Annotated in this window: 19 protein-coding genes; 17 read left to right on the top strand and 2 right to left on the bottom strand. The window is 53.5% G+C overall.

The window, feature by feature from the left end:
• Positions 1 to 284 precede the first annotated feature (284 nt).
• The 9 genes from AB8516_RS07735 to secF all read left to right on the top strand — a co-directional run bounded on the left by AB8516_RS07735 (position 285) and on the right by secF (position 9,824).
• Positions 285 to 2,924 (top strand): hypothetical protein, encoded by a 2,640-nt coding sequence (locus tag AB8516_RS07735; RefSeq protein ID WP_369159578.1) that lies wholly within the window; start codon positions 285 to 287, stop codon positions 2,922 to 2,924.
• 47 nt (positions 2,925 to 2,971) lie between these two features.
• Positions 2,972 to 3,682, top strand: a complete 711-nt coding sequence (locus AB8516_RS07730; protein ID WP_369159576.1) for an outer membrane beta-barrel protein — start codon at positions 2,972 to 2,974, stop codon at positions 3,680 to 3,682.
• Positions 3,652 to 4,314, top strand: coding sequence for an outer membrane beta-barrel domain-containing protein (locus AB8516_RS07725; protein WP_069120216.1), 663 nt, complete (start codon positions 3,652 to 3,654; stop codon positions 4,312 to 4,314). The genes AB8516_RS07730 and AB8516_RS07725 overlap by 31 nt, the downstream gene beginning before the upstream one ends.
• Before the next feature lie 10 nt (positions 4,315 to 4,324).
• On the top strand, positions 4,325 to 4,840 hold the full coding sequence (locus AB8516_RS07720) for a TlpA family protein disulfide reductase (RefSeq protein WP_369159573.1): 516 nt from the start codon (positions 4,325 to 4,327) through the stop codon (positions 4,838 to 4,840).
• A 21-nt stretch (positions 4,841 to 4,861) separates the two neighbouring features.
• The gene (locus tag AB8516_RS07715; protein WP_108292590.1) at positions 4,862 to 5,089 is read left to right on the top strand and encodes a DUF4266 domain-containing protein; all 228 of its coding nucleotides are present in this window, start codon (positions 4,862 to 4,864) and stop codon (positions 5,087 to 5,089) included.
• A complete protein-coding gene (locus tag AB8516_RS07710; protein WP_369159571.1) occupies positions 5,076 to 6,272 on the top strand; it encodes a DUF3570 domain-containing protein in 1,197 nt (398 codons plus the stop codon). Before AB8516_RS07715 ends, AB8516_RS07710 begins: the two co-directional genes overlap by 14 nt.
• A gap of 363 nt (positions 6,273 to 6,635) precedes the next feature.
• The gene (gene yajC, locus AB8516_RS07705; RefSeq protein ID WP_108292586.1) at positions 6,636 to 6,968 is read left to right on the top strand and encodes a preprotein translocase subunit YajC; all 333 of its coding nucleotides are present in this window, start codon (positions 6,636 to 6,638) and stop codon (positions 6,966 to 6,968) included.
• Between the two features lie 52 nt (positions 6,969 to 7,020).
• Positions 7,021 to 8,874, top strand: coding sequence for a protein translocase subunit SecD (gene secD / locus AB8516_RS07700; RefSeq protein ID WP_108292584.1), 1,854 nt, complete (start codon positions 7,021 to 7,023; stop codon positions 8,872 to 8,874).
• 11 nt (positions 8,875 to 8,885) lie between these two features.
• Complete coding sequence (gene secF / locus AB8516_RS07695) at positions 8,886 to 9,824, top strand: protein translocase subunit SecF (protein WP_108292582.1); 939 nt, start codon at positions 8,886 to 8,888, stop codon at positions 9,822 to 9,824.
• Between the two features lie 23 nt (positions 9,825 to 9,847).
• Here secF and AB8516_RS07690 read toward each other — a convergent pair whose 3' ends face one another.
• A complete protein-coding gene (locus AB8516_RS07690) occupies positions 9,848 to 10,042 on the bottom strand; it encodes a hypothetical protein (protein WP_369159568.1) in 195 nt (64 codons plus the stop codon).
• Between the two features lie 343 nt (positions 10,043 to 10,385).
• Positions 10,386 to 11,183, bottom strand: a complete 798-nt coding sequence (locus AB8516_RS07685) for an inositol monophosphatase family protein (protein ID WP_108292578.1) — start codon at positions 11,181 to 11,183, stop codon at positions 10,386 to 10,388.
• A gap of 450 nt (positions 11,184 to 11,633) precedes the next feature.
• Between AB8516_RS07685 and AB8516_RS07680 the strand changes: the two genes are divergently transcribed.
• From AB8516_RS07680 to hscA, 8 genes are all read left to right on the top strand, one after another.
• On the top strand, positions 11,634 to 12,359 hold the full coding sequence (locus AB8516_RS07680) for an RNA methyltransferase (protein WP_369159565.1): 726 nt from the start codon (positions 11,634 to 11,636) through the stop codon (positions 12,357 to 12,359).
• A 144-nt stretch (positions 12,360 to 12,503) separates the two neighbouring features.
• On the top strand, positions 12,504 to 13,328 hold the full coding sequence (gene cysE / locus AB8516_RS07675; protein ID WP_369159563.1) for a serine O-acetyltransferase: 825 nt from the start codon (positions 12,504 to 12,506) through the stop codon (positions 13,326 to 13,328).
• A gap of 75 nt (positions 13,329 to 13,403) precedes the next feature.
• A complete protein-coding gene (gene iscR / locus AB8516_RS07670; protein ID WP_069120271.1) occupies positions 13,404 to 13,907 on the top strand; it encodes a Fe-S cluster assembly transcriptional regulator IscR in 504 nt (167 codons plus the stop codon).
• A gap of 24 nt (positions 13,908 to 13,931) precedes the next feature.
• Entirely contained in the window at positions 13,932 to 15,146 is a 1,215-nt protein-coding gene (locus AB8516_RS07665; protein WP_108292812.1) for an IscS subfamily cysteine desulfurase, read from the top strand.
• Between the two features lie 33 nt (positions 15,147 to 15,179).
• Positions 15,180 to 15,563 carry a Fe-S cluster assembly scaffold IscU gene (gene iscU, locus AB8516_RS07660; protein WP_369159559.1) on the top strand — a complete coding sequence of 128 codons (384 nt, stop codon included), beginning with the start codon at positions 15,180 to 15,182 and terminating at the stop codon, positions 15,561 to 15,563.
• 35 nt (positions 15,564 to 15,598) lie between these two features.
• Positions 15,599 to 15,922, top strand: a complete 324-nt coding sequence (iscA, locus tag AB8516_RS07655) for an iron-sulfur cluster assembly protein IscA (protein ID WP_108292572.1) — start codon at positions 15,599 to 15,601, stop codon at positions 15,920 to 15,922.
• Between the two features lie 59 nt (positions 15,923 to 15,981).
• Entirely contained in the window at positions 15,982 to 16,530 is a 549-nt protein-coding gene (gene hscB / locus AB8516_RS07650; RefSeq protein WP_369159556.1) for a co-chaperone HscB, read from the top strand.
• A 23-nt stretch (positions 16,531 to 16,553) separates the two neighbouring features.
• Positions 16,554 to 18,425 (top strand): Fe-S protein assembly chaperone HscA, encoded by a 1,872-nt coding sequence (gene hscA, locus AB8516_RS07645; protein ID WP_369159554.1) that lies wholly within the window; start codon positions 16,554 to 16,556, stop codon positions 18,423 to 18,425.
• Positions 18,426 to 18,428 lie beyond the last annotated feature (3 nt).

Below are 18,428 nucleotides of genomic sequence, written 5' to 3'. Positions count from 1 at the left end.
CGAAGCATCCTTCGAGTCTTTGTTTACCGTCTCTTTCCTTCTATATCTTTCCCTGTTTTTGTCAATCCAAAGTGGTGAATACGTGACTTCTGTTTTAACAGTGTGTGAACTCGCGCACTGATTGGCGACTTCGATGAGGTAGACTCTCAAGTCCATGATTTTATTAGTCGATAGCACGAGTCAATGCTTGTTTTGAATGGTGTTCGATGACATATCCATGGTTAACCACAGATGGGTTGATCAGACACGGTTCGATCAGTTTTCCCGGAGGAAGCTAGCTACAGATGAAACGGGTTGCCGCCATGACGACGTTGCCAGGCCTATTCGCTGCCTTGTTCATCCTCGGTTTACAGGGATGCGGCAGTGGCAGCAGCCAGGAGCAGGATCCGGTTGTCGTGGATTACCCTGTTGCCTATGTGAAGCGGCCGATTACTGAGACAACCAATACGGATATCCGTGTCAGTCAGGTCAGCGAGGCGGGTGGAGACCTCTATCTGAAGGATTACGCCGCAGGGGGGGCCGAGGAGGTCAACCTGACAGGATCGGTAACCGAGGGTGAAGGTGATGTGCGTGATGTCAGTGCCTCGTTCGATGGTAGCAAGCTGCTGTTCTCCCTCAGGCTGCCCCTTATCGAGGATGCCGAGCCAGAGGATCAGCCGACATGGAATATCTGGGAGTACGACATTCCAAGTCAATCTTTGAGACGTGTCATTGTCTCGGATATCACTGCCGAAGATGGTCACGACCGCTTCCCTCAATATCTGCCCGATGGGCGTATCGTTTTCTCTTCCACCAGGCAACGGCTTGCCAAGGCGCGGCTGCTGGACGAGGGCAAACCCCAGTATCTCGCCATGGAGAGATCGGTTGATGAGCCGGCCATGGTTCTCCATGTCATGAACAGCGATGGTACCGATATCACCCAGATCTCGTTCAATCGCAGCCATGACTTCTCTCCCAGCGTCCTTGCCGATGGTCAGATTGTGTTCAGTCGTTGGAACAATGCGGACGGCAACGATGCCATCCATCTCTATCGCATGAATCCGGATGGCACCGAGTTGGAGCTGTTGTATGGATTGAACAGTCATGATTCGGGAACCGGGGGTGGTACGGTGCAGTTCTTGCGCCCGATCGAGATGCCGGATGGTCGTATTCTGGCGTTGCTGTTACCCTTCGACGGTACCGATGAGGGTGGCGACCTGGTCTATATAGACAGCGCCAACTATGTGGATAATGATCAGCCCACATGGGAAAACACGGGCCTGACAGGCCCGGCGCAGACCCAGGCGACCACGCTTCAGGTCACCACCGATGGCAGTCTGTCGAGCGGTGGACAGTTGCGCAGCGCCTACCCGCTGTTTGATGGAACGGATCGGATGGTGATCAGCTGGAGCCAGTGCCGTGCGTTGGAGGATGATATTATCGTTCCCTGCACCGATGAGCGTCTTGCCAATCCTGATACCGAAGCGGCGCCGCCGCTCTACAGCCTTTATATCTACGATGGAGATACGCAGACCCAACAACCGATCGTCAAACCGCAAGAGGGTGTCATCTACACCGATGCGGTGATCGCTGTGGCGCGTGCCGTTCCGACGATCCGACATGACAAAACAGCGGGTATCGATCTTGACCCGGCCCTGGTGTCGGACAAGGCCGGCCTGCTGCATATACGCAGTGTCTACGATCTGGACGGCGTGGATGAGGCCGATCCCGATATACCAACCCTGGCCGATCCCGCCCAGACCCGGTCGGATCAACGTCCGGCAAGGTTTCTGCGCCTCATCAAGCAGGTGACCATCCCCGATGATGATGTGCTCGAGTTTTCAAACAGCGCGTTTGGCGCGACCGCGCAGTTCGGTATGCGTGAGGTGATCGGCTATGCGCCGATCGAACCCGATGGTTCCGTGCAGGTGAAGGTGCCGGCGAATGTTCCCGTCAGTTTCGCCATACTCGATGCGAATGGACGACGCATCGATCAACCTCATGGCTTCTGGCTCCAGTTCAGGCCGGGAGAGGTCGTGAGTTGCGGTGGCTGCCATGCTGCTGACAACCCGCTTCCCCATGGCAGACTGAGTGCCGCGCCACCCAGTATCTATAACGGCAGTACAGGTAGCGGTCTGCCATTCCCGAATGCCAATCCGGAGCTGTGGAGCGATTTCGGAGAGACCATGGCGCAGACACGCAACCGTCTGCAATGCAGAGCCGGCGCTTGTGATCCAACCTTGGACCTGCTGTTCACCGATGTCTGGACGGATCCGGCCATGAGAGAGCCTGATACGGAATTCAGCTATCGGTATGCGGACCTGGAGACGGAGTCGCCCCTGAGTGACGCTGCCTGTAGCGGCAGCTGGAATGTGTTCTGTCGTTCCATCATACATTACGAACAGCATATCCATCCGTTATGGTCGCTGCCACGACCGGTATTCGATGCCTCCAATACCCAGGTCGACGATCATACCTGTACGCTCTGCCATGACACGGATGACAATGGGGTGACCGTGTTACCGGATGCCCAGCTGGATCTGAGTGATGGTCCATCCGAAGATGAGCCGGACCACTTCGCAGCCTATCGGGAGTTGCTTGTACCGGATAATCTGCAGCAGGTCGTGGACGGTATTCTGGTTGATATTCTGGTGCCGCAAACGGATGAAAACGGCCAACCGCTGTATGAAACCGATGACAACGGTGAGCTGGTCCTGGATGGATCGGGCAATCCTGTTCCACTGCCTGATGCACCGGTGCCGGTGCCGGGAGGAGCCTCGATGGAGGCGGGCTCGGCGAATAATGGCCGCTTCCTTGGGCTGTTTGATCCCGGTGGCGTGCATGCGGGTTATCTGAGTGACGCGGAGAAAAGACTGATAGCTGAATGGCTCGATATAGGCGCACAATATTACAATGACCCTTTCATGGCACCACTGGATGAGTGAGTTTGAGACTTCTTAGGTTAAAGCGGTATCTGTGGACGAGCTGGCTGTTGATCTGGCTGATACCTGCAACCAGTGCGGGAGAAGAGGAGTATCAACGGGTTCAGGTGACAGCCCCCTATATTGAAATGCACACCGGGCCGGGGCGTTCCTATCCCATCGTATACGTCGTGGAAAGGATGGAGTGGGTCGAGGTTCGAAAGCGTCGTACGGATTGGTTTCAGGTTTACACGCGTCGCGGTCGTTCTGGTTGGGTCAGCTTGGAGCAGATGCGCCAGACTCAAACCGCGGATGGTGAGCGGCTTAAGCTGGTCGGCTATACACAGGATGATTTCAGGAACCGGGAATGGGAATTCGGTTTTTATGGCGGCGACATGGAGGGCGCCACACTGCTTGGTTTATATGGTGGTTACTCGTTCAATGAAAATCTCTCCGCTGAGCTCAGTCTGTCTCAAGCCTTGGGTGATTTCTCAAGCGAATACCTGTTTGATGTCAACCTGCTGTCTCAGCCCTTTCCCGAATGGACCTATAGTCCGTTTTTCACATTGGGAGGGGGTGTGATTCGCACCGAGCCCAAGTCGACATTGGTTCAGGCTGAGGATCGTACCGACACTACGGCCCATGTCGGCGCCGGCCTGCGTGTCTATCTGACGCGGCGTTTTTTTCTGCGCGGAGAGTTTCGCCACTACACCGCATTCACCAGTCGTGAAGACAATGAGGAATTTGACCAGTGGAAAATCGGACTCGGTTTCTTTTTCTGAGCATCGCGTCACTTCTGACGGCCCTGATAATGCCGCCGTGTATAGCCGCTGAGCCTATCGGAGAGGGGCTGCGTGAGGATCTGCTTATTGAGCCTGAGATTGCACGCAGGGAGATTGTGGAACCCGAGATCGATACAGAGGATTTCGAGATTGGGATCTATGCCGGTTTGATGAACATAGAGGATTTCGGGACCAGCGGCGTCTTCGGCGCCCGTTTCGCCTATCACCTTACGGAATCGATTTTCGTTGAGGCGGCGATCGGCACGACCGAGGCCAAGGAGACGAGTTTCGAACAGCTGGGCGGCGATGTTCAGCTGCTCGCCGACGATGACCGTGACTTCACCTATTACAACCTCTCCGCCGGATACAATCTGCTTCCCGGAGAGGTGTTTCTGGGTGGTAAATATGCCTATAACAGCCAGTTCTATCTGATCGCCGGAATCGGCAGCACACGCTTTGCCGGAGACGATGAGTTCACGGTCAATGTCGGTGCGGGGTATCGACTCTTGATCAATGACTGGCTGACCCTGCATCTCGATGTCAGGGATCACATGTTCGAGTCAGACCTGCTGGGGGAGACGAAGACAATTCACAACTTCGAGCTGCACGGTGGCCTGACATACTTCTTTTGAGGGAAAAGCGATGTTGAGTAAACGCCTAATTCAATTCCGATTGCATCAGTTTATCGTAGCCGGTCTATTGCTGTTGGCTTGCGGATATGCCGTTGCAGCCAAGCAACCATCCATGGCACCGGATTTCACACTCAAGAGTCGAGAGGGTGTGAATATAAAGCTGAGTGAACTGCGAGGGCAGGTAGTGATGGTGAATTTCTGGGCGTCCTGGTGTGGTCCCTGTCGCCAGGAGATGCCACTGTTGCAGCAGTTGTTCGATCGCTACCAATCCCTGGGTTTTTCACTGTTGGGCGTGAATGTGGATGAAGACAGGGCCGCAGCCGATAAGATGCTGAGTGACGTCCCGGTGAGTTTTCCCATTCTCTATGATGACCGTAGCAAAGTGAGTAAACAGTATCAGGTTAAAGCGATGCCAAGCACCTTCATGGTCGATAGGGATGGACGGATACGTTATCTCCATAAGGGATATAAACCCGGATATGAGGAAGAGTACCAGCAACAGATTCGTCAGCTGTTGCGTGAGTAACCATTGATTGAAGTGAAAACGATGTTATACAGAACCTGCAGGTTTTTGCTCTCTCTATCCGTTCTCGCTACTGCAGGGTGCAGTATCGAGCCATGGGTACAACCCTATGAGCGTGCCCATCTGGCCGATCCGATCATGAGTTTTGAGCGCGACCCTGTCGCGAGCGCCTACCGACACCATGTCTATCAGACCCGCGAGGCGGCACGTGGCGCCGAGGGCGGAGGCGGAGGGGGATGTGGCTGTAACTAGTCTCACGACCATGCGAGGTTGCACTTCGGTTTTCTCATGGCTGATATCAGAGCGGGGCCTTTTCGGTCTGCAAATAGTGCTGCTGTTAACGTGCAGTGCGGGATTGCAGGCTACGGTTCTTCCTGAAGACAGAGCGGATATCATGTATCACCGTTACGATGGCGGTGGTGTCGAAGTGGATGGGCCATCGATCCTGGTGCGCAAGTCCTTTTCCGGCAATGTGTCACTGAATGCCAACTACTATATCGATTCCATCTCAAGCGCCTCGGTGGATGTGGTCAGCATGGCGTCGCCCTATACCGAGGAGCGTACGGAAACCAGCCTGGCGCTGGATTATCTGCACAATAAGACCTTGATGAGCCTGGCGCTAACCAGCAGTGATGAGAGCGACTACCAAGCCGAGACCGGCAGCTTTTCCATCAGTCACGATATGTTCGGTGACCTCACAACCGTCTCACTCGGGTATGCGGTGGGCAATGATGATATCAGCCGCAATGGAGACAGGGATTTCGGAGAGTCACTGAAGCGGCAGAATTACCGTATCGGTGTCAGCCAGATTTTGACCAAAGAGAGCATTCTCGACATCGATTGGGAGACAATTACCGACGAGGGCTACCTGAACAATCCCTATCGCTCCTATCGATTTCTCGATCCACTCAGTGAGAATGGATACGGCTTTCAACCCGAGAGGTATCCAAGTACACGCACCAGTAACGCCCTGGCCTTGCGCCTGAAATATTATCTTCCCTACCGTGCCGCCTTGAGCGGTGAATATCGCTACTTCAACGATACCTGGGGTATCAGTGCCAACAACGTGGAATTCGCCTATACCCACCCCCTGGAGAAAGACTGGGTGGTCGATGTCCGTTATCGCTACTACACTCAGAACGCAGCCGATTTCTACAGCGATCTCTTCTCACGTGTGAACGAGCAGAATTTTCTGGCACGGGACAAGGAGTTGAGTACATTTCAAAGCCACACCCTCGGATTCACTGTGAGTTATGATTTTCATCCTGAGAGGTGGCAGTTTATAGACAATGGCAGCCTCAACTTCTCACTCGACCTGATTCGATTCGAGTATGACGATTTTCGCAATATAACCCGCGGCGGTGTCGCCGGTGAGGAGCCTCTCTACTCATTTACAGCCAATGTGATCAAAGCCTATCTCTCGGTCTGGTATTGACTGTTTTTTGGCGCTGAATCCCATGCTCCTGTGTGAGTATCCATTCATTGTCCTGCATTTCGCTTGGGTTCCACTCAGAAACGTGAGGACAAGCCAATCCCGAATACTCGCCATGCTATCCAGCCCTCACAGGTGAGTCAGGGTCCCACCCTAAAGCGCTGATTTTGTTTGCTAACCAGGTGACTTGCATTACCAGGCAGCAGCTTTGCTGCACCAGTGCGCAGTTGATAAGATGGAATTATTCCAATACATCACTTAAGCCTGCTAATTTTCCCCTTCTGTGTCATAATCGGCCGCTGATTTTATCACCGGGCATGATCTGCCTGACGGATACTGTTTGGCCCGAATGAGAGGTTAGTTGAAATGAGTTTTTTTATATCTGATGCCTTGGCGGAGGCGCCGGCCGCTACCGAACAAGCAAGTGCAATTACCGGGTTGCTGCCCCTGGTTATTTTCGGCGCTGTACTCTACTTTCTGATGATTCGTCCCCAGGTGAAGCGCCAGAAAGAGCATAAGAAGATGGTTGAGGCCCTGGCCAAGGGGGATGAAATCGTCACTACCGGTGGCATGGCGGGGAAGATTACCGATCTTGGCGAGAACTTTCTCTTGCTGGAGGTATCTGATGGAACCGCGGTGAAAATCCGCCGACAGGCCGTTGACTCGGTGTTACCGAAAGGTTCCCTGAAAGAACTCTAGTCGATATTGAGTCAAACCGCTTCTTACATAGTTTTAACATTTTGAAAGTACGATGAACCAATACCCACTTTGGAAAAACCTAATGGTTTTGCTCGTGGTCCTGCTAGGCGGATTATTCGCCTTGCCGAACCTGTTCGACCAGGACCCTTCAATGGAAATCTCCGCACAGCGTGATGCCGTTATAGATCAGACGACCGAATCACGGGTGCAGCAGGCGCTGGACAAAGTGGGTATCACGGCCAAGGGTATGGCGCAGAAAAACGGCAAGCTGCTGGTACGATTCTTGAGCTCTGAGGATCAACTCAAGGCAATGGACCGGATAGCCGCTGAACTTGGCGAGAACTATACCCCGGCTTTAACACTCTCTCCTGATCTGCCCGACTGGCTGGTCGGCTTGGGGGCTGAGCCTATGTATCTCGGACTCGATCTCAGAGGCGGTATCCATGTACTCATCGATGTGGATATGGAGGCAGCGATCGAGCAGGCGGCGGAACGCTACAGCAGCGATATAAGAACCTTGCTGCGGGAGAACAAGCTGCGATATATCCGTATCAGCCGTGAGAATGAACAGGTTGTCGTTAAATTCAATAATCCGGAGAAACGAGATCAGGCATCGGACCTGATCGGTAATGAGTTTCGATCCCTGAATCTCGAAAGTATTGATGAGGGGGATGCATTCCTGATTCTTGTCTCACTCTCTCCGGTAGAGAGGCAGGAGGTGCAGAAGTTCGCCCTGCAGCAAAACATCACCACATTGCGTAATCGAGTCAATGCGCTGGGTATCGCCGAACCTTTGATACAGCAACAGGGAATCAGGCGGATTGTGGTCCAACTGCCCGGTGCGCAGGATCCGGCAAAGCTGAAAGAGATCCTGGGAGCTACCGCGACGCTTGAATATCGATTGGCTGACACCGAGCATAGTGTGGAGGATGCGGTGAATGGACGTATCCCGCCTGGTTCCAACCTTTATCACGAGCGGGATGGTCAACCGGTATTGTTGAAAAAACGGGTGATCGTCACCGGTAACCAGATTGTCGATGCTTCATCGGGTCTGGATCAACAGACGGGCCAACCAGCGGTCTTCGTCAGCCTGGACGGTGTTGGCGCCAAGCGCATGCGGCGCATGACCAATGAGAATGTGGGCAAGCCGATGGCGGTGGTTTTCATCGAGAACCGCACCACCACGCGGATAGTGAATGGTGAACCGGTGAAGGTGAAGAAACGGGTCGAGGAGGTGATCTCCATCGCCACCATCAGGGAACCCTTCGGCAGACGTTTCCAGACCACAGGGCTCGATACCACGGAAGAGGCCAGGGACCTGGCATTGTTGCTTCGGGCAGGTGCCCTGGCAGCACCTATCGAGATCGTCGAAGAGCGGACAATCGGCCCCAGCCTGGGACAGGACAGCATCGACCAGGGTTTTAAATCGGTGATGATCGGGCTGGCTCTGGTAATGGTATTCATGGCAATCTACTATCGCATTTTCGGTCTGGTAGCCGATCTGGCGCTGGTCATGAATCTTGTGCTGATTGTGGCGATTCTCTCTATGCTGCAGGCGACCCTGACTCTGCCTGGCATCGCCGGCATCGTGCTCACCGTTGGCATGGCGGTGGATGCGAATGTGTTGATATTCCAACGAATCCGTGAGGAGATTGCCAACGGCAACTCGCCCCAGGCGAGTATCCAGGCCGGTTATGAGAAGGCCTTCTCCACCATCATTGACGCCAATATCACCACCCTTATCGCGGCCGTGGTGTTGTTCAGTTTTGGTACCGGACCGATCAAGGGTTTCGCGGTCACGCTGGCAATCGGCATCTGTACCTCTATGTTTACCGCTATCATCGGTACACGTTCGGTGATCAATCTGATCTATGGCCGTAAGCGCGTAAAAGCGCTGGCGATATAAGGAATCTTGTTATGCAGATCTTAAACAAAGAGGCCCGTTACGACTTGATGGGCAAGCGCAATCTTGCACTGGTACTGTCGGGCATACTGCTATTGATCTCACTGGGCGCTATCATCGTCCGCGGACTCAATCTGGGGATTGATTTCACCGGCGGTACTCTCGTGGAAGTCGGATATCCACAGGCGGTAGAGCTACCGGTTGTGCGCGAGGCGCTGGCCAAGGACGGCTTTGGTGATGCGGTGATTCAACACTTCGGTACCTCCAAGGATGTGTTGGTCAGATTGGCGCCCCGAGAAGATATTGAGAGTGCGGTACTCAGCGATCGCGCCTTTACTGCCATGCAGTCGATCGATCCGAATGTCGATCTGCGCAGGGTTGAATTCGTCGGCCCTCAGGTGGGTGATGAACTGACCGAGGATGGTGGTCTGGCGATGCTGTATGCCTTGATCGGCATCTTGATCTATGTGGGATTGCGATTCGAGTATCGTTTTGCCGTTGGATCAGTGATCGCCCTGGTGCATGATGTACTGATCACGATTGGTTTCTTTGCCTTGTTCCAAGTAGAGTTCGATCTTCCGGTCCTGGCTGCCGTATTAGCGGTTATCGGTTATTCACTCAACGATACCATCGTCGTATTTGATCGCATTCGGGAGAACTTCAGAAAGATCCGCAAGGGCGAGGCAGTGAGCATCATCAATACATCTGTCAACCAAACCCTTTCCCGAACCCTGATAACTTCAGGCACCACCCTGCTTGTTTTGGCCGCACTGTTCCTGTTTGGTGGTGAGATCATCCATGGATTCGCCCTGGCGTTGATCGTGGGTGTGGTGATCGGCACGTACTCTTCAATCTATGTTGCAAGTAGTTCAGTGCTTTTCATGGGTGTGAGCCGTGCGGATCTGATGCCGGTGAAGAAAGAGGATGATGGCGCTCAGGAAGAGGTGCCTTGAGTGATGGCCTCCGTTTCAGGGGGCTATCTCTTTTTCGATCGTAGTACGCTTTCAATACTGTCCGAGGATAATCCATGGTCATCCGTGGAAGCCATTGCAACTGCCGTATCCGCTTGCATTTCAAGTGAAAACTCCCGCATACCGTGCAATACGTCACGCATGATCATTTCCAGGGCATGGTCACTCAGTTTTTTTCTCTTTCTTGGGTCTTTTTCCATCTTCGCCGTTCCGTATGAATAGCGTTACTAAGCAATAATCAGTTCTTGCAGAGGCACTGTTTTTTTCAGTGCATTCACACCAGCTAACGGTTACGTTTGGCTAATCTTGAGGGGCTTTCAGGTGGTTTGATTGAATCTGTGAACCGGATTCTTGAGGATGGGAATTAACAGGCTGATGCAAATCTACAGCTGCAGTTTATAGGGACGATTAAACCAGCGCCAACAGGCACCAGGGCGATGAAACCGGACTCTATTAACGGATTTACGCTGTATGGATGCCGCTGTTTTTTTTACCCGATTTGGCTCTCTCTCGCACATACATCGAGCGATTTGCAATCGCCTTTCAAGCGGTCAGCTTGCTGTCAAGATGAGGCAGGATGCATTTCAGCATGGCATTGTGGACCTTGATGTTTCCGGCGATGACATTACCGGTTTCAAGATAGCGTTCGCCACCACCGATGTCCGTCACCAGTCCCCCCGCTTCTCTGACCAGGAGCGCCCCTGCGGCAAAGTCCCATTCACGCAGACCGAGCTCCCAGAAACCGTCCATTCGGCCGGCAGCCACATAGGCGAAGTCGAGTGCGGCAGAGCCTGGACGACGCACACCCGCGCTATCCTTGATCAGCGCCTTGAGCATGCCCATATAGTTGTCGGTGAATCTGAAGTCCCGATAGGGCAGACCGGTACCCAGCAGGGCTCCATTGAGCCCTTTGCGGCCGGAGACCCGGATCTTTTTGTCATTCAGCAACGCGCCTTCACCACGGCAAGCGGTATACATCTCTTCACTGACCGGGTCGTAGACGACACCGACCTCCAGGCGACCTTTGATCTTGAGGGCGATGGATACCGCGAATTGGGGGAAACCATGCAAAAAGTTGGTCGTGCCATCCAGTGGATCGATGATCCAGATGTAGTCGTCAGCCCCCTGCTTGCCGCTCTCCTCTGCCAGAACGGCGTGATGTGGATATTTCTCACGCAGCAGATTGATAATCACGGCTTCTGCATTCCGGTCGACTTCGCTGACGAAGTCGTTACTGCCTTTATCGCTGATCGTCAGGCGATCGATCCGGTTGAAGTTACGGGTGATGATACGTCCGGCCTCGCGGGCGGCGCGTACGGCAATGGTGAGCATCGGATTCATGGGCCGCGAGGATACAGCAAGTAGCGAGGAGGTTAAACTATTTCATACTGATTTCGCCGGCATTTCTGAAGAATTCAGGAGAACCCTAAAAAATTATCGTATAAGGATTTTGGCTCTTCACCAGTTCGGGTGGATTGATTGACTAACCAGGCAATTAACAAAGAACCATTGATTAGGCCGCAAATGAACGCCAACCACCGCAAATGTCGCAAATACTTTGACACTGTAAATGGATAGCGCACTAGCCGTCTCCCTATTCACCTCCGTTGTAGCCAATCTCTTCAGGATTGTAAAAAAACGCATAGCATCATGGTTGTAAGTCATTGTTCGACTTTATCTTTAATAGTGTACAATCTGCGCCTATTGGCGGTGATGGCGTCCATTTGTGGCCGGTTTTATCGCGGTTTATTTCCCACTTGATTGGGGAAGTATCAGGATTTTTATTCGTCTATGTTGAAAAACATCCGTATCGTGCTGGTGGATACAAGCCATCCCGGCAATATCGGGGCGGCTGCCCGCGCCATGAAGAACATGTCGCTGCGGCAACTCCACCTGGTAACACCCCAGCACTATCCTCATCAGGAAGCGACATCCCGTGCCTCGGGGGCCGATGATCTGTTGAATAACGCCCGCGTAGCGGGATCCCTCGATGAAGCTTTGACCGGATGCCGTCTTGTGGTGGGTACCAGCGCCCGTACCCGAAGCATCGACTGGCCTATCGTGACCCCCAGGGAGGCGGCCACCAAGCTGGTACAGGAGGCCAGGTCGGGGGATGTTGCCCTGGTATTTGGGCGAGAGCGATCGGGTCTCACCAATAGTGAACTTGACCGTTGCACATTTCTTGTCCATATCCCGACCAATGAGGACTATAGCTCACTCAATCTGGGTGCGGCGGTTCAGATTCTGGCCTATGAGGTCTACCTTGCCCAACAACAGGATCCGACTGTCAAGTCCGATACTCAGAGGGATTTGGCGACCGCTGACATGCTGCAGGGCTTTCACGAGCATCTGGCGCAGGCCCTTGAGGATATCGGTTTTACTGATCCGCGCCAGTCGCAGAAGCTGCTACGTCGACTACGTAGCCTTTTTCAACGGGCCAGGCCGGATAAGGATGAAATCAATATCATGCGTGGGATCCTCAGTGCCATGCAGGGACGGAAGTCGATGCGGCGCTGACATATGCGACCGATTCCGGCACCCATCATAGGTCCATAGAAAAATACCCTAGTATTTTGTGCGGGATTGTGGATAATCTCCTACCCTCATGCCACCATTAAGGATGTGGCACCGGATTTTTTTCTCGCAAGCGTAGGTAGGCAGTTGGAAACAGGTGAACATAAAGTCTCTCGTTGGAAAGAGGATATCCAGAGCGTTTTCGATCGGGATCCTGCAGCACGTAATACCTTCGAGATTATCACTACCTACCCAGGTGTGCATGCGATTGTCTTTCACCGACTCGCCCATGCCCTATGGGGTATTGGCTTGAAGTGGCTTGCCCGGGTGATCTCCAATATCGCCAGGCTGTTCACAGGCATAGAGATACATCCGGGAGCGGTTATCGGCAGGCGCTTTTTTATCGATCACGGTATGGGAGTGGTCATCGGAGAGACCGCCATAATCGGTGATGACTGTACCCTCTATCACGGCGTCACATTGGGCGGTACCAGTTGGGAAAAGGGAAAACGCCACCCAACCTTGGAAAACAACGTGGTTGTTGGTGCGGGGGCGAAGGTTCTTGGGCCGATCGTTGTGGGTGAAGACGCCAGAATCGGCTCCAACTCGGTGGTGGTGAAGGATGTACCTGCCGGTTCAACTGTGGTGGGTGTTCCGGGAAAGCTGATCACCGCCAGAAAGCCGGAGCGGGAAGGCCACCGGGAGAAGATTGCCAAAAAGATAGGTTTCGATGCCTATGGAGCGACCAAGGATGCCGCGGATCCCGTAGCGCACGCCATCAACTGCATGCTTGACCATATCCATGTAATGGACAAGAAAATGGAGTCGATGTGTGAAGCCATGAAACGGCTTGGCGTGGATGAGGAGGAGACCAATCTGCCCGCATTGGATTCCTGCGAGATTGTCTCGACAGCTGAGGAGTTGCAAAAACTTGATGAAGAGGTTCCTGAGAAAGAGAAAACCACCGAATAAACCGGGTGGGATAATCTTGACTAATTTGCTTGGGAATGTATATTAGCGATTGGAAATATTCACGGAGCTCATGAAGTGAAGCTTACCACAAAAGGTCGATACGCAGTGACAGCCATGCTGGATCTATCCCTCCACTACGGGGAGGGCCCCATAACCCTTGCCGACATCGCTCAGCGCCAAGGCATATCACTCTCATATCTGGAACAGTTGTTTTCTCGTTTGCGCAAAAAATCGCTGGTTGCCAGTGTGCGTGGTCCCGGCGGCGGCTATAGCCTGGGCAGGGGAGCAGATGAGATTTTTGTCGGTGAGGTAATCTCTGCAGTGGATGAGAATATCGACACAACCCGCTGTAACGGAGCGCACAATTGCCAAAACAATGAGCGCTGCCTTACGCATGATCTGTGGTCGGATCTCAGTAATCAGATTTACGGTTATCTCAATAAAATCAGTCTGCAGGATCTGATGGACCGTCAGGCTGTGCGGGAAGTGGCGGACCGTCAGGATCACCCCAATCAGGAGCAACCGGGGTTGGATGTCTCATCATTAGTGGATGGATCAGGTGACTTGGCTGGCGCCTGATGACGAACGATGTCGGAGTTTGAGATGAAGTTACCCATCTACATGGACTACTCGGCCACAACGCCGGTGGATCCCCGTGTTGCAGATATCATGTGCAGCTATCTTACGCCGGATGGCAATTTCGGTAATGCCGCATCCCGGTCCCATGCCTTTGGCTGGACTGCCGACGAAGCTATTACCTCGGCGCGGCGTCAGGTGGCGGGTCTGGTGAATGCCGATCCCAAGGAGATTGTCTGGACATCGGGGGCAACCGAATCCGACAACCTGGCGATAAAGGGGGTGGCGGATTTCTACGCCAAAAAGGGGCGCCATATCGTCACCTGCAAGACCGAGCACAAGGCAGTACTGGATACTTGTCGACAGCTTGAACGTCACGATTATGAGGTGACCTACCTCGATCCCGAACCCAACGGTCTGATAGACCTGGCCAAACTGGAAGCCGCACTGCGTGATGACACCATTCTCGTCTCGATTATGCATGCCAACAATGAGATCGGCGTGATTCAGGACATCCAGTCGATCGGTGAGATGACCCGCGATCGCAAGATTCTGTTTCACGTGGATGCCGCCCAGAGTGCCGGTAAGGTGCCGATCGATCTGCAGCGACAGAAGGTGGACCTGATGTCATTCTCGGCACATAAGATTTATGGACCGAAAGGTATTGGTGCCCTCTATGTCAGGCGTAAGCCGAGGGTGCGCCTGGAGGCCCAGATGCATGGCGGTGGTCATGAACGCGGCATGCGTTCCGGAACCCTTGCGACACACCAGATCGTCGGCATGGGTGAAGCCTTCAGGCTCGCAGGTGAAGAGATGGCGAATGAGAACGAAAGGATCCTGGGCCTGCGCAATCGACTCTGGGCCGGTATCAGCGATATTGAAGAGGTCTATCTGAATGGTGATGAAGATCAGCGGCTGGCAGGAAACCTGAATGTCAGTTTCGCATTCGTTGAGGGCGAGTCCCTGATCATGGCGCTCAAGGACCTTGCAGTTTCATCGGGTTCTGCCTGTACCTCGGCAAGCCTGGAGCCGAGTTATGTGTTACGGGCTTTGGGCCGGGAGGATGAATTGGCGCACAGTTCCATTCGCTTTACCCTTGGTCGTTTTTCCACCGTGGAAGAGGTGGATTACGCCATCAAGAAAATTCAAACAGAAGTGGAGCGACTGCGCGAACTGTCGCCCCTATGGGAGATGTTCAAGGACGGCGTCGATCTGAAATCAATTCAATGGGCAGCGCACTAGTGCGCGCTCAACGTCATTCAGAGGTTGTAGATCATGGCATACAGTGAAAAGGTTCTTGATCATTACGAAAACCCGCGTAATGTGGGCAGCTTTGATAAAGATGACACCAGTGTGGGAACCGGAATGGTGGGCGCGCCAGCATGCGGTGATGTGATGCGGCTGCAGATAAAGGTCAACGATGACGGGGTCATCGAGGATGCCCGCTTTAAAACCTATGGTTGTGGTTCCGCGATCGCTTCCAGTAGCCTGCTGACTGAATGGGTCAAGGGGAAAACCCTGGAGCAGGCGCAGGAGATAAAGAATGCCGATATTGCAGAAGAGTTGGCGCTACCGCCAGTGAAGGTGCATTGTTCTGTATTGGCGGAGGATGCTATAAAAGCGGCGATCAAAGACTTTTCCGATAAAAAGACAAAGTAAACGGTATGGTGTAGCAATCTCGATGAGTAGCAGACATGAGCATTACGATTACAGAAGCGGCTGCCGATAGAGTTCAGGCGTATCTCGCCAGTCGTGGCAAAGGATTGGGGATACGGCTGAGCGTGCGTACCTCAGGCTGTTCCGGCATGGCTTATGAGATGGAGTTTGTGGATGAGCTACAGGAGGACGACCAGGTATTTGAAGACCGGGGAGTCCAGGTGGTGATCGATCCCAAAAGTCTTGTCTATCTGGATGGCACTGAAGTCGACTATGCCCGCGAAGGCCTCAATGAAGGCTTTAAATTCAATAATCCAAACGCGAAAAGCGAGTGTGGATGTGGCGAGAGTTTCAACGTCTAAGAATGGGTTGAAAAAGGGTATGAAACGGCTGCCTTATTAAGGCAGCCGTTTTTTTCGATATGCTGGATTTTTCGAAAAACTACTTTGATCTTTTTGGCTTGCCGATTAGCTATATTGTTGACGGCAACTCGCTATCCGAGCGCTATCGCGAGTTACAAAGGGTGATTCATCCTGATCGTTTTGCCAATGCAACCGAACAGGAGCGGAGACTGTCGGTACAGAGTGCAGCACTCATCAATGAGGCATTTGAAACACTCAAAGACCCAATTGCACGCGGTAGTTATCTATTGTTGTTGCATGGTATCGAGATGGATACCCTGAATGAATCAACCCAGGATATGGCCTTTCTCATGCAGCAGATGGAATTGAGGGAAGAGCTGGAAGAGATTCGGGGACATGCCGATCCCTACCAGGCAATCATGAACCTGCGTGGCCGGATCAATAAGCAGATCAATAGCCTGGTGGCTCAGTTGGCCGTCTATTTTGAAACGCCGACGGAAGAGCAGTTGCAAGCCGCCCGCGAGATTTTGCGAAAAATGCGCTTTTTGCAGAAGTTGCACACCGAAGCAGAGAGCGTTGAAGCTGATTTGGAAGATGAGTTGAATTGACTTATCGGATGGAAGAGAGATAGATGGCACTGCTGCAGATTTCAGAACCGGGCCAGGCGCAGGCACCTCATCAACACCGCCTGGCTGTGGGTATCGACCTGGGTACCACCAATTCCCTGGTGGCGACTGTACGCAGCGGCACGGCCGATACCCTGCCCGACGAAGAGGGGCGTCATCTGTTGCCATCCGTGGTGAGGTATCAACAGGGCTCAGTGCAGGTGGGCCATGAAGCGAAACAGACCGAGACGGATGACCCATTGAATACAATCTCATCGGCGAAGCGGCTAATCGGGCGCGGGATCGATGATATCAAAACCCTGGGGAGCCGGCTTCCCTATCGCTTCGTACAGGAGCGCACCAGCGTACCGCGCATCGAGACGGTGGCGGGAGAGGTCAGCCCTGTTGAGGTCTCGGCAGAAATACTCAAAGTACTGGCAAAACGGGCTGTGTCGACACTGGGTGGTGAGTTGAGCGGTGTAGTGATCACTGTGCCGGCTTACTTCGATGAAGCCCAGCGACAGGCCACGAAGGATGCCGCAAAATTGGCGGGAGTACACGTATTGCGCCTGTTGAACGAACCGACAGCGGCCGCCGTGGCCTACGGTCTGGACAAAGGTGCTGAGGGCGTGCATGCCATCTATGATCTGGGAGGCGGCACCTTTGATATCTCAATCCTGAGGCTCAATAAGGGCGTCTTCGAAGTGATGGCCACGGGAGGGGATTCGGCGCTTGGCGGCGATGATTTCGATCGCGTGGTGGCTGAGTGGATCATGCAACAGGCCGGGATTGGACATGATGCCGATCATGCACAGATGAAACGCCTCATGCTGGCAGGTTGCACAGCCAAAGAGAGACTGACAGAAGCCGAAGAGGCCCTCGTGAGTGTTGGGTTGGACGGAGGCGACAAGTGGCAGGGAAAACTGCAGAGGTCGACGTTTAATGAACTGATCGATCCATTGGTCAAAAAGACCCTGATAGCCTGCCGCAGGGCGATGCGGGATGCAGGGATCAGCGCGGATGAGGTACAAGAGGTGGTCATGGTTGGTGGATCGACTCGAGTGCCGAGGGTTCGCGAGAAGGTGGGCGAACTGTTCGCGACACAACCGCTGGTGGAGATCGATCCCGATCGCGTGGTAGCTGTTGGCGCCGCCATCCAGGCCGATATTCTCGCCGGCAACAAACCGGATAGTGAGATGTTGCTGTTGGATGTCATTCCACTCTCCCTCGGAATAGAAACCATGGGCGGTTTGAGTGAAAAGCTGATCAGCCGCAATACCACCATACCGGTGGCGAGAGCGCAGGAGTTCACCACCTTTAAAGACGGCCAGACCGCCATGGCGATCCATGTAGTGCAGGGGGAACGGGAGCTGGTCGCTGATTGTCGCTCACTGGCACGCTTTGAACTGCGTGGAATACCACCCATGGTGGCTGGTGCTGCACGGATTCGGGTGACCTTTGCCGTTGATGCGGATGGCCTGTTGAATGTCAGCGCAGTGGAGCAGAGCAGCGGGGTACAGTCCAGCATCGAGGTCAAGCCTTCATATGGATTGACCGACAATGAGATCGAATCGATGTTGCGAGACTCCATTGAACATGCCGGCGAGGATAAACAACTGCGCAGCCTGCGCGAGCAGCAGGTGGAGGCGGATAGGGTGATTGAGGCGCTGGAGGCGGCTTTGACCGAGGACGGCGATCGTTTACTCGATTCTGATGAGCGTCAGCAGGTGGAGCAAGCGCTCGGTGCATTGAAATCGGTTGCCCGGGCCGATGATCAAAAGGTGATTAAAGGGGCCATTGAGCAGCTCGAAAGTGTCTGTGGATTCTATGTTGAACGACGGATGAATCAGAGTATTAAACAGGCCATGTCAGGGCACAAGGTGGATGAATTCGAATAGGCG

Origin of the sequence: Candidatus Thiodiazotropha sp. LNASS1, assembly GCF_964212655.1 — a bacterium.
Lineage (GTDB): Bacteria > Pseudomonadota > Gammaproteobacteria > Chromatiales > Chromatiaceae > Thiodiazotropha.
This window is presented reverse-complemented; position numbering and strand designations above follow the sequence as displayed.